The 15809-nt window shown below is 75.0% G+C and carries 18 protein-coding genes; 3 read left to right on the top strand and 15 right to left on the bottom strand.

The annotated features are described in order from the left end of the window. Nucleotides 1–12: 12 nt before the first annotated feature. The 12 genes from RDV89_RS16145 to dut all read right to left on the bottom strand — a co-directional run bounded on the left by RDV89_RS16145 (nt 13) and on the right by dut (nt 10842). Nucleotides 13–759 (bottom strand): prepilin peptidase, encoded by a 747-nt coding sequence (locus RDV89_RS16145; protein WP_315734540.1) that lies wholly within the window; start codon nt 757–759, stop codon nt 13–15. Further along, complete coding sequence (locus tag RDV89_RS16140) at nt 756–1634, bottom strand: shikimate dehydrogenase (protein WP_315734539.1); 879 nt, start codon at nt 1632–1634, stop codon at nt 756–758. Before RDV89_RS16140 ends, RDV89_RS16145 begins: the two co-directional genes overlap by 4 nt. A 9-nt stretch (nt 1635–1643) precedes the next feature. Beyond that, a complete protein-coding gene (mltG, locus tag RDV89_RS16135; RefSeq protein WP_315734537.1) occupies nt 1644–2999 on the bottom strand; it encodes an endolytic transglycosylase MltG in 1356 nt (451 codons plus the stop codon). Next, nucleotides 2992–3453 (bottom strand): Holliday junction resolvase RuvX, encoded by a 462-nt coding sequence (ruvX, locus tag RDV89_RS16130; protein WP_315734535.1) that lies wholly within the window; start codon nt 3451–3453, stop codon nt 2992–2994. The genes mltG and ruvX overlap by 8 nt, the downstream gene beginning before the upstream one ends. A 5-nt stretch (nt 3454–3458) precedes the next feature. After that, on the bottom strand, nt 3459–6146 hold the full coding sequence (alaS, locus tag RDV89_RS16125) for an alanine--tRNA ligase (RefSeq protein ID WP_315734533.1): 2688 nt from the start codon (nt 6144–6146) through the stop codon (nt 3459–3461). Continuing rightward, nucleotides 6146–6490, bottom strand: coding sequence for a DUF6167 family protein (locus RDV89_RS16120; RefSeq protein WP_315734531.1), 345 nt, complete (start codon nt 6488–6490; stop codon nt 6146–6148). The genes alaS and RDV89_RS16120 overlap by 1 nt, the downstream gene beginning before the upstream one ends. Next, on the bottom strand, nt 6487–7083 hold the full coding sequence (locus RDV89_RS16115; RefSeq protein WP_315734529.1) for a hypothetical protein: 597 nt from the start codon (nt 7081–7083) through the stop codon (nt 6487–6489). The genes RDV89_RS16120 and RDV89_RS16115 overlap by 4 nt, the downstream gene beginning before the upstream one ends. A gap of 34 nt (nt 7084–7117) precedes the next feature. Continuing rightward, a complete protein-coding gene (locus RDV89_RS16110) occupies nt 7118–8494 on the bottom strand; it encodes a replication-associated recombination protein A (RefSeq protein WP_438823292.1) in 1377 nt (458 codons plus the stop codon). A 47-nt stretch (nt 8495–8541) separates the two neighbouring features. Then, complete coding sequence (locus RDV89_RS16105; RefSeq protein ID WP_315734527.1) at nt 8542–9315, bottom strand: DUF3159 domain-containing protein; 774 nt, start codon at nt 9313–9315, stop codon at nt 8542–8544. Then, complete coding sequence (locus tag RDV89_RS16100) at nt 9315–9626, bottom strand: OB-fold nucleic acid binding domain-containing protein (protein ID WP_315734684.1); 312 nt, start codon at nt 9624–9626, stop codon at nt 9315–9317. Before RDV89_RS16100 ends, RDV89_RS16105 begins: the two co-directional genes overlap by 1 nt. A gap of 74 nt (nt 9627–9700) precedes the next feature. Further along, nucleotides 9701–10360, bottom strand: a complete 660-nt coding sequence (locus tag RDV89_RS16095) for a DUF3710 domain-containing protein (protein ID WP_315734526.1) — start codon at nt 10358–10360, stop codon at nt 9701–9703. Next, complete coding sequence (dut, locus tag RDV89_RS16090) at nt 10360–10842, bottom strand: dUTP diphosphatase (RefSeq protein ID WP_315734682.1); 483 nt, start codon at nt 10840–10842, stop codon at nt 10360–10362. Before dut ends, RDV89_RS16095 begins: the two co-directional genes overlap by 1 nt. A 123-nt stretch (nt 10843–10965) precedes the next feature. Between dut and RDV89_RS16085 the strand changes: the two genes are divergently transcribed. Both RDV89_RS16085 and RDV89_RS16080 read left to right on the top strand, forming a co-directional pair. Beyond that, nucleotides 10966–11424 (top strand): DUF3093 domain-containing protein, encoded by a 459-nt coding sequence (locus RDV89_RS16085; RefSeq protein WP_315734524.1) that lies wholly within the window; start codon nt 10966–10968, stop codon nt 11422–11424. 70 nt (nt 11425–11494) lie between these two features. Next, nucleotides 11495–11827: a DUF4235 domain-containing protein gene (locus tag RDV89_RS16080; protein WP_315734523.1), complete on the top strand. Its 333-nt coding sequence runs from the start codon at nt 11495–11497 to the stop codon at nt 11825–11827. 100 nt (nt 11828–11927) lie between these two features. Here RDV89_RS16080 and RDV89_RS16075 read toward each other — a convergent pair whose 3' ends face one another. From RDV89_RS16075 to RDV89_RS16065, 3 genes are all read right to left on the bottom strand, one after another. Further along, nucleotides 11928–12218 (bottom strand): DUF4193 domain-containing protein, encoded by a 291-nt coding sequence (locus RDV89_RS16075; protein ID WP_315734521.1) that lies wholly within the window; start codon nt 12216–12218, stop codon nt 11928–11930. A gap of 138 nt (nt 12219–12356) precedes the next feature. Beyond that, nucleotides 12357–13385: an inositol monophosphatase family protein gene (locus RDV89_RS16070; protein WP_315734519.1), complete on the bottom strand. Its 1029-nt coding sequence runs from the start codon at nt 13383–13385 to the stop codon at nt 12357–12359. Next, nucleotides 13382–14518, bottom strand: a complete 1137-nt coding sequence (locus RDV89_RS16065) for a ferrochelatase (protein WP_315734517.1) — start codon at nt 14516–14518, stop codon at nt 13382–13384. The genes RDV89_RS16070 and RDV89_RS16065 overlap by 4 nt, the downstream gene beginning before the upstream one ends. A 61-nt stretch (nt 14519–14579) precedes the next feature. Between RDV89_RS16065 and RDV89_RS16060 the strand changes: the two genes are divergently transcribed. Then, nucleotides 14580–15800: an MFS transporter gene (locus tag RDV89_RS16060; protein ID WP_315734515.1), complete on the top strand. Its 1221-nt coding sequence runs from the start codon at nt 14580–14582 to the stop codon at nt 15798–15800. Nucleotides 15801–15809 lie beyond the last annotated feature (9 nt).

Raw genomic sequence — 15809 nt, 5'->3', positions numbered from 1 at the left:
CGTCGCCGCGTCTCAGCCGGCGAGGCCGGGCAGGACGCTCGGCCCGAGCAGCAGACCGAGGAGCGTGCCGACGAACATGAACGGCCCGAGGGGGTGCGCACCGCGGGGCAGCAGACGCAGCAGCATGAGCCCGCCGGCGACGACGCCCCCGAGCAGGAAGGGCAGGTAGAGGCCCAGCGCCGTCTCGGCCCAGCCCGCCCAGCCGAGCACGCCGCCGAGCAGGCCGGAGAGCCGCACGTCCCCGAAGCCCATCCAGCTCGACGAGATCCGCCAGGGCAGCCAGTAGAGGAACAGCGCGAGCAGCGCCGCGAGCCCGGCGCGACGCAGGTCGGCCCACGCGTCGTCGGCGACGGCCGCGACGAGCATGAGGAGGGCCACCACGAGGTAGCCCGGGTAGATCATCCGCGTCGGCAGCAGGTAGGTCCGCCAGTCGACGTAGCCCAGCGTGGTGCCCAGCGGCACCAGCACCGTGAGCCAGGCCAGCGGCCAGGACCAGCCCGCGTACCAGCCCACGAGCGCGCCCAGCGCGCCGCTGAGGACCGCGAGCACCAGCGGCAGGCCGGGACGGGCGGCCAGCTCGCCGAAGGTGGGGTACGCCGGCCCGGTCGGCTCGGAGTCGGCCCCGAGGTCGGGCTCGAGGTCGGGCTCGGGATCGGGGTCCGGCTCGGGGTCGGGCACCCGGGCCAGCAGGGCGGGCATCGCGGCGCCCAGCGCCGCCGCCGCGGTCGCGGCGACGAGGACGGGCCCGAGCTCGCTCACGCCCCGGCTCGCTCCGCGCGTGCCGCCAGCTCGGCCAGGCCCGCGTCGCGGAGCACGTCGACCGGGACCCGGGCGCCGAGGAACGCCTCGACCTGCAGCACCGCCTGGTGGGCCAGCAGGTCCAGGCCGTTGACCACCGCGCTGCCTGCAGCCTCGGCCGCGAGCGCGAGGGGCGTCGGCCACGGGTCGTAGACGACCTCGAAGACCCACGGTGCGCCCGCCAGGCGCTCCACCAGGTCGGGCGTCTGGGCCTCCACGGGCACCGTGGAGACCGCCACCTCCCCGGTCGCGAACCCGGACCCGACGGCCTCGTCGAGGGTCGTCACCACGACCTCCGGCGCCTCGGGCAACGACCGCACGGCCTCCACCGCCCCGGCTGCCCGGTCGGCCGAGCGGACCAGCAGGCGCAGGCGACGGGCACCGAGCTGCGCGAGCGCCAGCGCCGTCGAGGCGGCCGTCGCGCCTCCGCCGAGGATCGTCGCGGTGTCGACCCCCTCGAGGCCCCGCTCGACCAGCGCGGCGACCGCGCCGGGCACGTCCGTGTTGTCGGCGACGACCTGGTCGGCGCCCAGGACGAGGGTGTTGGCGCCCCCGGCCGCCCGCGCCACCGGGGTGACGACCGTGCCGAGCGCCAGGGCCTCGCGCTTCAGCGGCATCGTCACCGACAGGCCGCGCCAGCCGTCGAGCCCGCGCACGAACTCCGCCAGGGTCCCGGCCGGCACGCGGTGGGCGTCGTAGGTGGACGCGGTGGCGCCGACGTGCGCGTAGGCCGCCCGGTGCAGCACCGGCGACAGGGAGTGGGCGACGGGGTCGCCGACGACGCCGCAGCGCACCAGCGGCGTCGCCGGCCCGCCCGTCGGTTCGCTGTCGGTCACGTCAGTCGCTCACTGGCCCTGGGCGCGACGGACGTTCTCGAGGTGCTCGGCGTAGCCCGACGCGAACACGGAGGTGTTCGAGCCGTCGTTGGCCGCCACGAAGTAGCAGTAGCCCTCGTCGGTCGGGTCGATCGCCCCCTCCATGGCCGCGAGGCCCGGGGACGCGATGGGGCCGGGCGGCAGGCCGGAGTAGCGGTACGTGTTGTACGGGCTGTCGATCTGCCGGTCCTCGTCGGTCGTGTACGGGGTGCCCGTGCTGCCGCCCTTGAGGAAGTTGACCGTGGAGTCCATCTGCAGGAGACCGGCCGGGACGCCCTCGCAGGTGCCGGCGAGCCGGTCGTAGACCACCTCGGCCACCGCGGGACGCTCCTCGGAGACCAGCACCTCCTTCTCGATGATGCTCGCCACGGTCAGCAGCTCGTGCTGCGTGAACCCGGGGACCGCGTCGTCGACCAGGCCGATCTCGCTCGCCTCGTCCTGCCAGCGCTGCACCATCTGCACGACGATGTCGACGGCGGTCGGCTCGACGCCGAAGTTGTAGCTGCCCGGGAACAGGTAGCCCTCGACGTCACCGCCGGCGCCCTCCGGCAGCGGCACGGACGGGTCCTGCTCCGCCTCGACGAAGTCGTCCACCGCGAGGCCGGTCGCCCCGGCCAGGCGCTCGAACACCTGCGTCTTGGTCTGGCCGGCGGTGATGGTGATGCCGCCGCCGCCGATGTACGCGTTCTCCAGCAGCAGCTCCGCGGCCTGGCTGCCGCTCATGCCCTCGCACATGCTGCGGGCGCCGTCGCGGATGGAGCCGCTGCCGACGGCGGAGACGAACACCTGCGAGGAGGCCACGACCCCCTTCTCGACCAGCAGCCCGCCGATCTGGGACGTGCCGTAGCCCGAGGGCACCTCGACGTCGACCTCGCCACCGGTGGCGCACTCCTCGACCGAGGCGACGCCCTCGAAGTCCTGCGCCTCCTCGCCCCCGCCGAGCCGGTCGCCGACCCAGCTGACGCCGACGTAGAGCAGACCGGCCGCCGCGGCGACGAGCACCAGCGCGACGAGCAGGCAGCCGAGCCCACGCCCGCGGCGCTTCCGCTCGGCACGCCGCGAGCCGACCGGGCGGTGGTCGTCCTCGTAGTCGTCGTGGTAGCCCTCGGCGTACTCGTCGTAGCCCTCGTGGTGCTCGGCGTACTCGCCGTGCTCGTCGGCGTACTCGTCGGCGTACCCGTCGTGGTGCTCGTCCGGGTAGTCCTCCGGGTGCTCCTCGGCGTACTCCCCCGCGTGGGTCCCCCGGTAGCGGGCCGGCTCGTGGTCGCCGGGGAGCAACGGGTCCCGGTCGGGATCGCGGTCGCGGTAGGGGCTCGGGTCAGACATCGTGCTCCTCGAGGAGTTCTCCGGGCGTGACCCCCGTACGCCGCTCGGTGTCCAGGACGTGCTGCAGGATGAGGACGGCGGCGGCCTGGTCGACCACCGACCGCTGGTTCTTGGCCTTGCGGCCGCTGGCGCGGAGCATGCTCTCGGCCGAGACGGTGGTGAGCCGCTCGTCGACGAGCCGCACGGGCGTGCCCGGCACGCGGCGTGCGAGGGCGGCGGCGAAGACGCGTACCTTGCGGGCGGCCGGGCCCTCCGAGCCCGACAGCGAGCGCGGCAGCCCCACGACCACCTCGACGGCCTCGTGCTCGCGCCGCAGCTCCGCGATCCGGTCGAGGTCGCCGCGGCCGCGCCGCACCGTCTCCACCGGGGTCGCGAGGATGCCGGCGGCGTCGCTGCGCGCGACACCGATCCGGGCGTCGCCCGGGTCGATGGCCAGCCGCACGCCGGGGACCACGGCGATCAGCCGCCCGCCACGCCGGCGACGGCCGCGGGCACCGCCGCGAGGGCCTCGTCGACGCGGGCGACGTCGCTGCCGCCGCCCTGCGCGACGTCGGCCTTGCCACCGCCGCGGCCGCCGAGGATCGGGCCCAGCGTCTTGACGAGGTCGCCGGCCTTCAGCCCGCGGGCCTGGCCCGCCTCGTTGACGGCGGCGACCACGGCGACCTTTCCGTCCGCGACACCGACGACGACCACCACGCCGGGACGGTCGGAGGCGAGGCGGTTGCGCACGTCGAGCGCGAGGGTGCGGACGTCGCTGCCGCCGGCGCCGTCGACCCGGTGCGCGACCACGGCCACGCCGCCGACGTCGCTCGCCGCGTCGGCCACGGAGCCCGCGGCCGCGAGCAGCTGGGCGACCCGCAGCCGGTCGAGCTCGCGCTCGGTGGAGCGCAGCCGGTCGACCAGGTCCCCCACCCGGCCGACGAGGTCGTCCGGCTGGGTCTTGAGCAGGCCGGTCAGCTCGGCGACCACGTCACGCTCGCGGGCGAGGTACGCGAAGCCCTCGACACCCGTGAAGGCCTCGATGCGGCGGTTGCCCGAGCCGACGGAGGACTCGCCGGTGACGACGACCGTGCCGATCTGCGAGGAGTGGTCGACGTGCGTGCCGCCGCACAGCTCGCGCGACCAGCGTCCGCCGATCTCCACGACCCGCACCTGCGACTCGTCGTACGTCTCGCCGAAGAGAGCCAGGGCGCCCCAGTCGCGGGCCTCCGGCAGGGTCATGTACTGCCACGCGACGGGCAGGTCGGCGCGCAGCGCCTGGTTGGCGACCTGCTCGACGTCGCGCAGCTGGTCGGGGCTCAGCGACTGCGTCCACCCGAAGTCGAGGCGCAGGTAGCCGGGCCGGTTGTAGGAGCCGGACTGCAGGGCCGTGGGGCCGAGCACCTCGCGCAGCGCGGCGTGCACGACGTGCGTGCCCGAGTGCGCCTGGCGGGCGCCGATGCGCCACTGCGGGTCCACCCGCGCCTGCAGGGCACCCGCTCCGGCGGCCCCGAGGGCGAGCTCGCCCTCCGCCACGCGGACGCGGTGCACGACCAGGCCCTTGACCGGGCGCTGGACGTCGACGACCTCGAGCCGTCCGCCGTCGAACTCGATCCAGCCCGCGTCGGCCGCCTGGCCGCCGGACTCGGCGTAGAACGGGGTGCGGTCGAGCACCAGCTCGCCGACCTCGCCCTCGCGCAGCGCCTCGACCCGGGCGCCGCCGGAGAGCAGCGCCACGGGGGCCGACTCGGTCTCGAGCGTCTCGTACGCGAGCCACTGCGTCGGACCGTTGGCGTCGAGGACGCCGCGGTAGACCGACGTGTCCGCGTGCTGGCCCTTCTTGGACTTGGCGTCCGCCTTGGCGCGCGCCCGCTGCTCGGCCATCAGCGAGCGGAACCCCTGCTCGTCGACGGCCAGGCCCTGCTCGGCCGCCATCTCCAGCGTCAGGTCGATCGGGAAGCCGTAGGTGTCGTGCAGGGCGAACGCCTTCGCGCCCGACAGCGTCGTCTCCCCGGTCTGCTTCACCTCGCCGGCGGCGACGTCGAAGATCTGGGTGCCGGCCGCGAGGGTCTTGCGGAACGCGTCCTCCTCGGCGTACGCCACGCGGCTGATCCGCTCGAAGTCCGCCTCCAGCTGGGGGTAGCCCAGCTTCATCTTGGCGAGGCTGACGGGCAGCAGCTCCGGCAGGGCCCGCTCCTCGTGGCCGAGCAGGCGCATCGAGCGCACGGCGCGGCGCAGGAGCCGGCGCAGCACGTAGCCGCGGCCCTCGTTGCCCGGGGTGACGCCGTCGCCGATCAGCATCAGGGCGGAGCGCACGTGGTCGGCGACCACGCGGAAGCGGACGTCGTCGCCGGCGTCGGCGCCGTAGGCCCGACCGGTCAGCTCGGCGGCGCGCTCGATGACGGGGAAGACCTCGTCGATCTCGTACATGTTCTGCTTGCCCTGCAGCAGGTACGCCACCCGCTCGAGGCCGAGACCGGTGTCGATGTTGCGGGCGGGCAGCGGCCCGGCGACGTCGAAGTCCGCCTTGGAGCGGACCGCGGAGAGCTCCTCCTGCATGAAGACGAGGTTCCAGATCTCCAGGAACCGGTCCTCGTCGGCGTTCGGGCCGCCGTCGGGGCCGAACTCGGGCCCGCGGTCGACGTAGATCTCCGAGCAGGGGCCGCCCGGCCCGGGCACGCCCATGTTCCAGTAGTTGTCCTCGAGCCCGCGGTCCTGGATGCGCTCGTAGGGCAGGCCGGCGACGGTGTGCCACAGCTCGCGCGCCTCGTCGTCGCTCGGCAGGACGGTCACCCAGATCAGCTCGGGGTCGAACCCGAGGCCGCCGGAGTCCACCGGACCGGTGATCAGCTCCCAGGCGAGCCGGATCGCGCCCTCCTTGAAGTAGTCCCCGAAGGAGAAGTTGCCGCACATCTGGAAGAAGGTGCCGTGGCGCGTGGTCTTGCCGACCTCCTCGATGTCGAGGGTGCGCACGCACTTCTGCACGCTGGTGGCGCGCGCGTACGGCGCGGTCTCCTGCCCCAGGAAGTAGGGCTTGAAGGGCACCATGCCCGCGTTGACGAAGAGCAGGTTCGGGTCGTCCAGCAGCAGCGAGGCCGACGGCACCAGGGTGTGGCCGTTGCGCTCGAAGTGATCGGTGAACCGGCGGCGGATCTCCGCGGTGTCCATCAGTCGGTGCCTTCCTGGGGGCTCGAGGGGCTCGCGGGGCGTGGGGGCCCGGAGGGGGATGCCTCTCCTGAGGCGGAGATCGTGCCAGCAGACGGCGCGTCCGACGCACCCGGGGTCAGCTCGGGCACCCCGTGCGGCACCAGCCCGAAGCGCTCCCGCAGCTCCAGCTCGCGCTCGGCGCTGCTCGTCGAGAACTCCTCGGCGAGCATCCGGGCACCGACCCGGACACCCGAGAGCCGGTCCCGGGCGCCGTCGGGCGTGAACGCCTCCGCGACCCGGCGCGCCCGCACCATCGCGTACACGCCCGCGCCGATCCCCGCCGCGAACCAGATGCCCTGCCTCACGCTGCGTCCTCCCCCGTGCCGGACATGCCCTGCGCCCGCTGCCGGGCGTGCAGGTCGCGACGCGCCTGCTTGAGGTCCGCCTTGCGCTGCTTGCGCGCCCGCTTGACCTCGCGCCGCATCTCGAACCGGATCCGGTTGCGGGTCGCGGGGTCGAGCGCGTGGCGCACGCCGTGGGCCACGGAGCCCACCCGCACGAGCGTCTCGCGCAGCACGAGGTCGGCGAAGAGCCGACCGTCGATGCGGCCGGCGACCTCGACGCTGCGACGAGGCGTGGGCGCCCCGCGGTCCTCCGCACGGACCGACCCGCCCGGCCCGCCCGACTCGCCCAGCCGGGTGATGACGTAGTCGGGGTCGGCGGTCGCGGCGTCGGTGCGGCGCCGCACCTCGGCCAGCTCCGCGCGCACCGCCTGCGCCTCGGCCCGGGCGGCCTCCCGGGCGGCGGCGAGCTCGGCGGCCGTCGCGGCGGCCAGCTCGGCCTCCCGACGACGCTGGCGGCGCAGCGCGGTCGCCTGCAGGAGCAGGACGACGACGAGCACCAGTGCCAGGAGCCCTGCGGCCGCGAGCAGCCAGGCTGTCGTCGAGTCGCCGGTCATGGGCAATCACCCTAGCGCGCCGCGGAGGGCGCGCTCACCGCTCCGGGGCCGAGCGCCCGCGCACGATGCGACGCACGCGCGCCCACCGCTCGCCGGTCGCGGCCTCGGCCCCGTTGGAGGTCGGCTGGTAGTAGCGCTTGTCGGCCACGGGCTCGGGCGCGTACGTCTGGGTGGCGATCCCGTAGGGCGCGTCGTGGGCGTAGACGTACGCCTGCCCGTGCCCGATCTTCTTCGCCCCCGCGTAGTGCGCGTCGCGCAGGTGCGCGGGGACGGACCCCACGAGTCCGGCGCGCACGTCGGCCTGCGCCGCGTTGATCGCGTTGTAGACCGCGTTCGACTTCGGCGCGACTGCCAGCGCCACGGTCGCCTGCGCGAGGTTGAGCCGGGCCTCCGGCATGCCGATCAGCTGCACCGCCTGGGCCGCGGCCACCGCGGTCGTCAGCGCGGTGGGGTCGGCGAGGCCCACGTCCTCGCTGGCCAGGATCACGAGCCGGCGGGCGATGAACCGCGGGTCCTCGCCGGCCTCGATCATCCGGGCCAGGTAGTGCAGCGCGGCGTCGGCGTCGGAGCCGCGCACCGACTTGATGAACGCGCTCGTGACGTCGTAGTGCTGGTCGCCCTGGCGGTCGTAGCGCACGGCCGCCTGGTCGACGGCCGTCTCCGTGGTCTCGAGGTCGATCACGTCGAGACCACGGGAGCGGGCGGCGCCGGCGGCGGCCTCGAGGTAGGTCAGCGAGCGGCGTGCGTCGCCGCCCGCCATCCGCACCAGGTGCTCGCGAGCCTCGGGCTCGATGCCGACCTCCCCCGCCAGCCCGCGCTCGTCGCCCAGCGCACGGTCGATGACCCCGGCCACGTCGTCGTCGGTCAGCGACTCCAGGCGCAGCAGCAGCGAGCGGGACAGCAGCGGGGAGATCACCGAGAAGTACGGGTTCTCCGTCGTAGCGGCGACCAGCGTCACCCAGCGGTTCTCCACGCCGGGCAGCAGCGCGTCCTGCTGGGCCTTGGAGAAGCGGTGCACCTCGTCGACGAAGAGCACGGTCTCGACGCCCGTGCGGACCAGGTCGGAACGCGCCGCGTCGATCGCGGCCCGCACCTCCTTCACCCCGGCGGAGACCGCGGACACCTCGACGAAGCGTCGCTGCGTCTGGCCCGAGACGATCGCCGCGATCGTGGTCTTGCCCGTGCCCGGCGGCCCCCACAGCAGCAGGCTGAGCGAGCGGTCGCCCTCGATGAGCTGGCGCAGCGGCGAGCCCGCAGCCCGCAGCTGCTCCTGCCCGACGAGCTCGTCGAGCGTGCGCGGGCGCATCCGCACCGCCAGCGGCGCGGCGGCGTGGTCGGTGGACGTCAGGGAGCCGGCGGGGCCCGGACGACCGGTACGCCCGGCAGCCGGAGCGGGCGGTGCCCCGGGCACGTCGAAGAGCGCGTCCCCGGCGGGCGTGTCGCCGTCGTCCGGGCCGCTCACGCCTGCTCCCGGGTCGGCTCCTCGGCCGGGTCGACGAGCGGGGTGCGGTCGCGCGAGACCAGCCAGACCATCGCCCCGAACGAGGCGATCCGCAGCGGCCACCCCAGTCCGAGCCGCAGCGCCGCGAGCAGCGCGACCGCCGTGCCCGCGCTCAGCGCGCCGTTGCTGCCCGCGAGCCACACGGGGCCCTGCAGGAGCACGCCGATCGCGCCGGGCAGCACCAGCAGCCAGGTCAGACGGGTGCACAGGCGCACGACCTGGCGGTTGTCGTGCCAGCCCGTCGGGTCGCCCGTGACGCTGCCCAGCAGGAAGCCCATCAGCGGCCACCCGACGACGCAGCTGGCGCCGACGACGACCGTGTAGCCGGTGCTGTAGAGGATGCCGGGCAGGAAGTACGCCAGCGCCTGGTCGTCGACCGACCCGCCGGAACGGGCCGAGAGGTGGACGAACAGCCACCCGATGCCGATCCCGAACACCGCGTTCATCACGTACTGCAGCGTCGAGCGCTGCACCAGCCGGACCACCAGCAGCAGACCGGTGACGACCGCGCTGACCACGAGCCCCAGCTGCAGGTCGCGCGTCGAGAGCCACAGCACGGTGAACAGCACCGTCGGCACGGCGGCCTCGGCCATGCCGCGGGCGCCGCCGAACGCGTCGGAGAGCTGACGGCGCACGAGCGCCTCCACGGTCTCGACGCTGGCGGAGGGCTGGGCGGCGGGCTGGGCGTCGGGCTGGGCGTCGGGCCGCTCGGGCGGGGTCGTCTCGCTCATCAGGGCCTCAGCTCGTACCAGGGGTTGAACATCACGCGCACGCCGTCCTGCGGCCCGACCCGGCCGATCACCGTGACCGAGCGGCCGGCCGAGATCCCGCGGATGGCGCGGCGCCCGAGCCACACCAACGTGACCACGCCCGTGCCGTCGCCGAGCTCCGCGTGGAGAGCCGGGACGCCGCCGCGGGGCTGGAGGGTGACGGTGCGCAGCGTGCCGAACAGCTGGACGCGCTCGCGGTCGGGCGCCTCCGCGATCGTGACGCGGCCCTGCGCGGCGTGGTCACGGCGCAGGTCGCTCGTCGCCTGGTCCACGCCGGTCTCGCGGTCGCGTCCGCCCCGGCGGCCGAAGAGGCGTCGCGCGGGACCGGTGGGCCCGGTCGTCGACGTCACTTGATCCGGCGCGCCTTCTCGGGGACCGTGATCGGCAGCGGGTCCCCGACGGCCATGGCCTCGTCGCCACGACGCACCACGACGCCGCGCAGCACGCCCTCCCACTCCTTCGCGGCCGCCTCGTCCGCGACGGGCTGTCCGAGCAGCGTGGCGCGCAGGAACCAGCGGGGGCCGTTGAGACCGACGATCCGCGACGGCTGCTGGGCGGGCGTCCCGTCGGGACGCTTGACGGTCACCTCGCAGCGCAGCTCCGTGCCCATCGGACCCTCGGCCTCGGCGACGCTCGCGCCGCGCTTCTTCATGTCCTCGGCGATGCGGGGCCGCGTCTCCTCCCACAGGTCGCCGCCGCGCGGCGCGGCGAAGGCCCGCAACTCGATGGCGCCGTCGGAGCCGGCGATCAGCACGGCCTGCACCCGCTGCGTCTTCTGGTCGACCTGCAGCCGGACGTCACGACCCGCACCGGGCGCGATCAGCAGCGAGCCCAGGTCGATCCGCTCGACACCGTCCTCGAGGTCCACGTCCTTGACGTCGAACGGTCCCTCCGTCACCTCGTCGACGCGGTCGGGGGCCCCGAAGGCCGGCGTCAGCGCGGTGGGGCCGGCGACGCCGTTGGCGGCGGGGTTGCCGGCGGGCGTGCGCTTGCGGCGGAACTTCACTACTTCTCCTCTGGACGACCGGGATCGGTGGAGCCGCTCGCGGCGAACCCCCCGGTGGAACCGTAACCGCCCTCGCCACGCACGGAGCCCGGCAGGGCGGAGACCGGCACGAAGGCGGCCCGCTCCACCCGCTGCACGACGAGCTGCGCGATCCGGTCCCCCCGCGACAGGCGCACGGTCTCGCCCGCGTCGAGGTTGACGAGCAGCACCTTGATCTCACCGCGGTAGCCCGCGTCGACGGTGCCGGGGGCGTTCACGACGGACAGGCCGTGGCGGTGCGCCAGGCCCGACCGGGGGTGCACGAGACCGACGTACCCCTCGGGCAGCGCGACGGCCACGCCCGTGGGCACGAGCGCCCGCTCGAACGGCGCGAGCTCCACGTCGACCGTGGTGCGCAGGTCGGCGCCCGCGTCGCCCGGGTGGGCGTACGCGGGGGGCTCGAGGCCCTCGTCGAGCAGGAGCAGCGGCACCGGCAGCGGCACCGGCGGAGGCACCGGCTGCGGAGGCACGGCGGGGACGGGCGCGACGGGATCGGGCACGACGGCGACGATAGTCGCCGCCGGGGCGGTGGTGCCCCTACGGGGCGGGGATGGGAAACTCGCGGCGTGTACTCCGAGCGCCTCACCGTGCCCCTGCGCTGGTGGGCGCAGGGCACGATGCTGATCGCCACGTTCTGGCTCGCGGCCATCGTCGCGTTCCCGGTGCACCTGTTCTGGGTCCCGACGCTCCTGACCGCGGGCGCGCTGGCGGCTCTCGCCCTCGCCCTCTCCGCCTTCGGCGGCGCCCGCGTCGCGGTCACCGACCACGGCACGTTCGTGGCCGGTCGCGCGGAGATCGGGGTGGAGCACCTGGGCGACGCCGTCGCCCTGGACGCCGAGCACACGCACCTGGTCGCCGGTCGCGACGCCGACGTGCGGGCGTACCTGCTGCTGCGTCCCTACCTGCGGCGCAGCGTGAAGGTCGAGGTCACCGACCCGGCCGACCCCGCGCCGTACTGGCTCGTCAGCTGCCGCAACCCCGAGCGGGTCGTGGCCGCGCTGGCGTCCGCGCGCTCGACCTCCTGAGCGGGCCCGTCGCGGGCCGGGTCCTAGGCTGGGCGCGAGAACGCCTGGGACGCGACGAGAGGACCGACCTTTGTCCAAGGGAAGCAAGCAGCAGAGCTCGAAGGTGTGGAGCGCCGGGTCCGCGGTCGCGGCCATCGCGGCGGCGGCGGTGGCCAAGAAGGCCCTGACGACCTCGTGGCGGGCCGCCACCGGCAAGAACCCGCCGGCCAACCCCGCCGACCCCGACGTCGAGCTGTGGGAGGCGGTCGCGTGGGCGGCGGCCAGCGGCACCATCATCGCCCTGGCGCGGATGCTCGCCGCCCGCAAGGCGGCGGAGTACTACGCGCGCTCGACCGGGCACCTGCCGGCCGAGCTGGGCAAGGACAGCCAGGACGCGAGCAAGGCTCCCGCGCCCACCCACTGAGCCCGACCGGGGCCCGCCCCCGGGAACGACACAGGCGCCGGATCCCCCGTGGGGTCCGGCGCCTGTCGTGTGCGCGGGGCTCGTCCGAGACTCGAGGGGCTCAGACGCAGTCGCGGCAGATCAGTCGCGTGGAGTCGGCCAGCTGGCTGCGGTGGTGCACCAGGAAGCAGCTCATGCAGGTGAACTCGTCCTCCTGCCGCGGCTTCACCTCGACGGCGAGCTCCTCGTGCGACAGGTCGGCGCCGGGGAGCTCGAACGACTCCTCCGCCTCCGTCTCGTCGACGTCGACCTTGCCCGAGTTCTTGTCGTGCCGACGCGCCTTGAGCTCCTCGATGCTCTCCTCGCTCTGGTCCTCTTCGTTCTTGCGAGGTGCGTCGTAGTCGGTTGCCATCAGTCCCCATCCCCGGAAGTTCGTCTCACCTGTGGTGCCCGTGCCCGAGCGCGGCAGATTGTGCACCATCGCCGGCCCGGTCTCGACACCGGTGTCCACGTCGGGGACACCGGCCGCTCAACGGCGCGCGGTCGGGGGCTATTCCCCGGTCGGCGACGCTGCCGCGTCGGTGGCCAGGTACCCCGCATCGCGCACCGCAGCCAGCAGCTCGTCGAACCCGTCGGCGGGACCGCAGAGCACCAGGTCGCGGCCTCCGGCGCCCGGCAGCAGCTCTGCTCGGGCCCCCGCCTCGGAGGCGACCAGCAGCCCGGCGGCGTGGTCCCACAGGTGGGTGCCCTCCTCGACGTACGCGTCCGCCTCCCCCGCCGCGACGGCGCACAGGTCGAGGGCGCACGAGCCCATCCGTCGCACGTCGCGCACCCGCGGGAGCAGGGCGACGAGCGCCTGCGCCTGCCGCTCGCGCTGGGCGGCGTCGTAGGAGAAGCCGGTGCGCACCAGCCGCTGCGCGAGCGGGACGGTCTCACGTACCTGGAGCGGCACGCCGTCACGCCGGGCACCGCCGTCGAGGTACGCCTCGTGGACGCTGCCGGTGGCGATGTTGACGACCGCCCCGGCCACGGTGCGGTACTCCGCGGGCTCCACCGCGGACGCGGGGCCACCGGACCCGACGGGCCCCTCGGCGACCTGCACGGCCAGCGACACCGCGTACTCCGGGATGCCGTAGAAGAAGTTGACGGTGCCGTCGACGGGGTCGAGCACCCAGCGCACGCCGCTGGTGCCGGGGCGCTCGTCGTCCTCCTCGCCGACGACGGCGTCGTCCGGGCGCAGACGGGCGAGCAGGTCGCGCACGTGCGCCTCGCTGGCGCGGTCGGCCTCGGTGACGATGTCGATGTCGCTGGTCTTCGTGGCGGCGACGCTGACACCGTCGACGCGCAGCCGGCGCACCAGGCCGGCGGCCTGCTGGGCGATGCCGACGGCGAGGTCGCGCAGCTCGTCGTGGCCGGTGCCGTCGGGCGCCTTCGCGGCGGGCGTCCGCGGGACCTCGACGGCGCCGGGGGTCTCCGCGCCCGAGCCCGACCCGGAGCCCGAGCGGGAGCGGCCGGACCGCGAGGAGGACCCCGAGCGCGACGAGCGGTCCGACGAACGGGTGCGGGTGCGACGGCTCACGCGTCGACCTCCTTTCGGGAGCCCGCGACGGGCAGCGCCGCGCGGGGGTTGGGGCAGCAGTCGACGGCGCAGCGGTCCCAGCAGGCGCCGAACGAGCCGACCGCAGGACGCTCCGGCTGCTCGCCGCGCTCGGCGGCCGCCCGCTCGACGAGCAGCTCGCGCGCCAGGGCGACGAAGTCGTGGTGCACGCCGGCCGTCGCGGCGCGCGCGGCGGCGAGACCGAGGTCGGCCGCGGTGGCCAGGGCCTCGGTGTCGAGGTCGTAGATGACCTCCATGTGGTCGGACACGAAGCCGATGGGCGCCATCACGACCGCGGGCACGCCGGCGCCGGCGAGCTCCTCGAGGTGGTCGTTGACGTCGGGCTCGAGCCACGGCATCTGCGGGGGCCCGGAGCGCGAGCAGTAGACGAGGTCCCAGGCGTGCTCGACGCCGCGCGCGGCGGCCACCTCGGCGGCGACGTGGGCGGCGAGGTCGAGGTGCTGGCGCCGGTACGCGTCGCCGTCGGGCCCGCTGCCGTCGTTCATCGTCGTCGGGATCGAGTGCGTCACGAACACCAGGCGCGCGGCGTCGCGGTGCTCGGCCGGCAGCTCCTCGAGGGCGGTGAGGACCGCCTCGACGTTGGGGCCGGCGAAGCCCGGGTGGTTGAAGTACACGCGGAACCGGTCGAGGACCGGCGCCTCGAGCCCGGCGTCGCGGGCGGCCTGGGCCGCGTGGGCGAGGTTCTCGCGGTACTGCCGGCACGAGGAGTACGAGGAGTACGCCGACGTCACGAACGCCGCGACCCGCCGGTGCCCGTCGCGCGCCATCTGCGTGACGACGTCGTCCAGGTAGGGGTCCCAGTTGCGGTTGCCCCAGTAGACCGGCAGGTCGATCCCGGCCGCCGCGAGGTCCTCGCGGATGGCGGCCAGCAGGGCTCGGTTCTGGTCGTTGATCGGGGAGCGTCCGCCGAACAGCTGGTAGTGCGCGCCCACCTCGACGAGCCGCTCGCGCGGGATGCCGCGGCCGCGGGTCACGTTCTCGAGGAACGGCACCACGTCGTCGGGTCCCTCGGGGCCGCCGAAGCCGACGAGCAGGAGGGCGTCGTAGGGCGCGACGTCGGGGGGCGGGGCGGACCGGGAAACGTCGCTCGACATGGGACCATCGTAGGGATCCGTGGATGCGGGTCGGCCGGGTGGACCGCCGTACGCTGCGTCGGTGCTCTCCCCGTACGCCCGGATCCTGGCCGTCCCGGGTGCCAGGACCTTCAGCTTCCTCGGACTCGTGGCGCGGATCCCCATCTCCACGGTCTCCCTCGGCATCGTGCTGCTGGTCTCCGCGCGGTCCGGTTCGTACGGCCTCGCGGGCGCCGTCGCCGCCGCGTACGTCCTCGCCAACGCCGCCCTCGCGATCGTCCACGGTCGCCTGGCCGACCGGCTCGGCCAGGCCCGGGCGCTCGCGCCCGCGATCACCGTGTTCGGCCTCGGCGGCGTGGCCGTCCTGGCGAGCGTGCTGGCCGACCTCCCGACCTGGACCACCTACGTCGCCGCCGCGATGACCGGTGGTGCGCTGCCGCAGGTGGGCTCCTGCGTCCGGGCGCGGTGGGCGTACGCCCTGCGCGGCGACCCGCGGTCGGTGCAGACGGCGTTCGCGTTCGAGGCCGTGGTCGACGAAGCCGTCTTCATCGTCGGCCCCATCGCCGTGACCGTGCTGGCCACCCTCGTGCACCCCGCCGCGGGGCTCGTCACCGCCGTCGCCCTCGGTGTCGTCGGCACCCTCGCGTTCGCGAGCCTGCGCTCCACCCAGCCGCCGGTCGGCCCGGTCGACCCGGCCCTCGACGCCCGACGCCCGCCGCAGGCGTGGCGCGTCGTCGTCCCCCTGACCGCGGTCTGCTTCGGCCTCGGCGCGGTGTTCGGGTCGGCGGAGGTCGCCACGGTCGCGTTCGCCGAGGAGCGGGGCGCGCAGGCCTGGGCCGGCGTGCTGCTGGCCATCTGGGCGGCGGGCAGCCTCGGCGCCGGCGTGGTCGTCGGAGCCGTCAGCTGGACGGTCGGCCCGGCGACCCGGATGCGCTGGTCCGCGCTGGCCCTGACCCTCGCGATGGCCCCGATCATCGTCGTCGACTCGGTGCCCCTGCTCGGCGTCGCGCTGCTCGTCGCGGGCGCGGCCATCTCCCCCACCCTGATCTCGACGATGAGCCTGGTCGAGCGCCACAGCCCCCGCGAGCGCGTCACCGAGGCCATGGCCGTGGTCCACACCGGCATGGCGGCGGGCGTCGCACCCGGCGCCGCCCTCGCGGGCCTGGGCATCGACCACTGGGGCGCGCACGCCGCGTACGTCGTGCCCGTCGTCGCCGGCACGCTCGCCGTCGTGTTCGCCTGGCTCACGCCGGACCCGGAGATCGGTTCGGACGCGCCCGTGGCGGTGGACACGAAGGTCTGAGGCGGCAGG

Source organism: Nocardioides imazamoxiresistens (assembly GCF_032378595.1).
GTDB classification, from domain to species: Bacteria; Actinomycetota; Actinomycetes; order Propionibacteriales; family Nocardioidaceae; genus Nocardioides; species Nocardioides imazamoxiresistens.
Note: the sequence above shows the minus strand (reverse complement) of the source record. Positions and strands in the feature narration are given on the sequence as shown.

What these genes read in the sequence shown, in the direction of transcription:
- mltG (WP_315734537.1), bottom strand. Translation starts at nt 2,999, where the DNA reads ATGTCTGACCCGAGCCCCTACCGCGACCGCGATCCCGACCGGGACCCG.
- alaS (WP_315734533.1), bottom strand. Translation starts at nt 6,146, where the DNA reads ATGGACACCGCGGAGATCCGCCGCCGGTTCACCGATCACTTCGAGCGC.
- RDV89_RS16115 (WP_315734529.1), bottom strand. Translation starts at nt 7,083, where the DNA reads ATGACCGGCGACTCGACGACAGCCTGGCTGCTCGCGGCCGCAGGGCTC.
- RDV89_RS16105 (WP_315734527.1), bottom strand. Translation starts at nt 9,315, where the DNA reads ATGAGCGAGACGACCCCGCCCGAGCGGCCCGACGCCCAGCCCGACGCC.
- RDV89_RS16075 (WP_315734521.1), bottom strand. Translation starts at nt 12,218, where the DNA reads ATGGCAACCGACTACGACGCACCTCGCAAGAACGAAGAGGACCAGAGC.
- RDV89_RS16065 (WP_315734517.1), bottom strand. Translation starts at nt 14,518, where the DNA reads ATGTCGAGCGACGTTTCCCGGTCCGCCCCGCCCCCCGACGTCGCGCCC.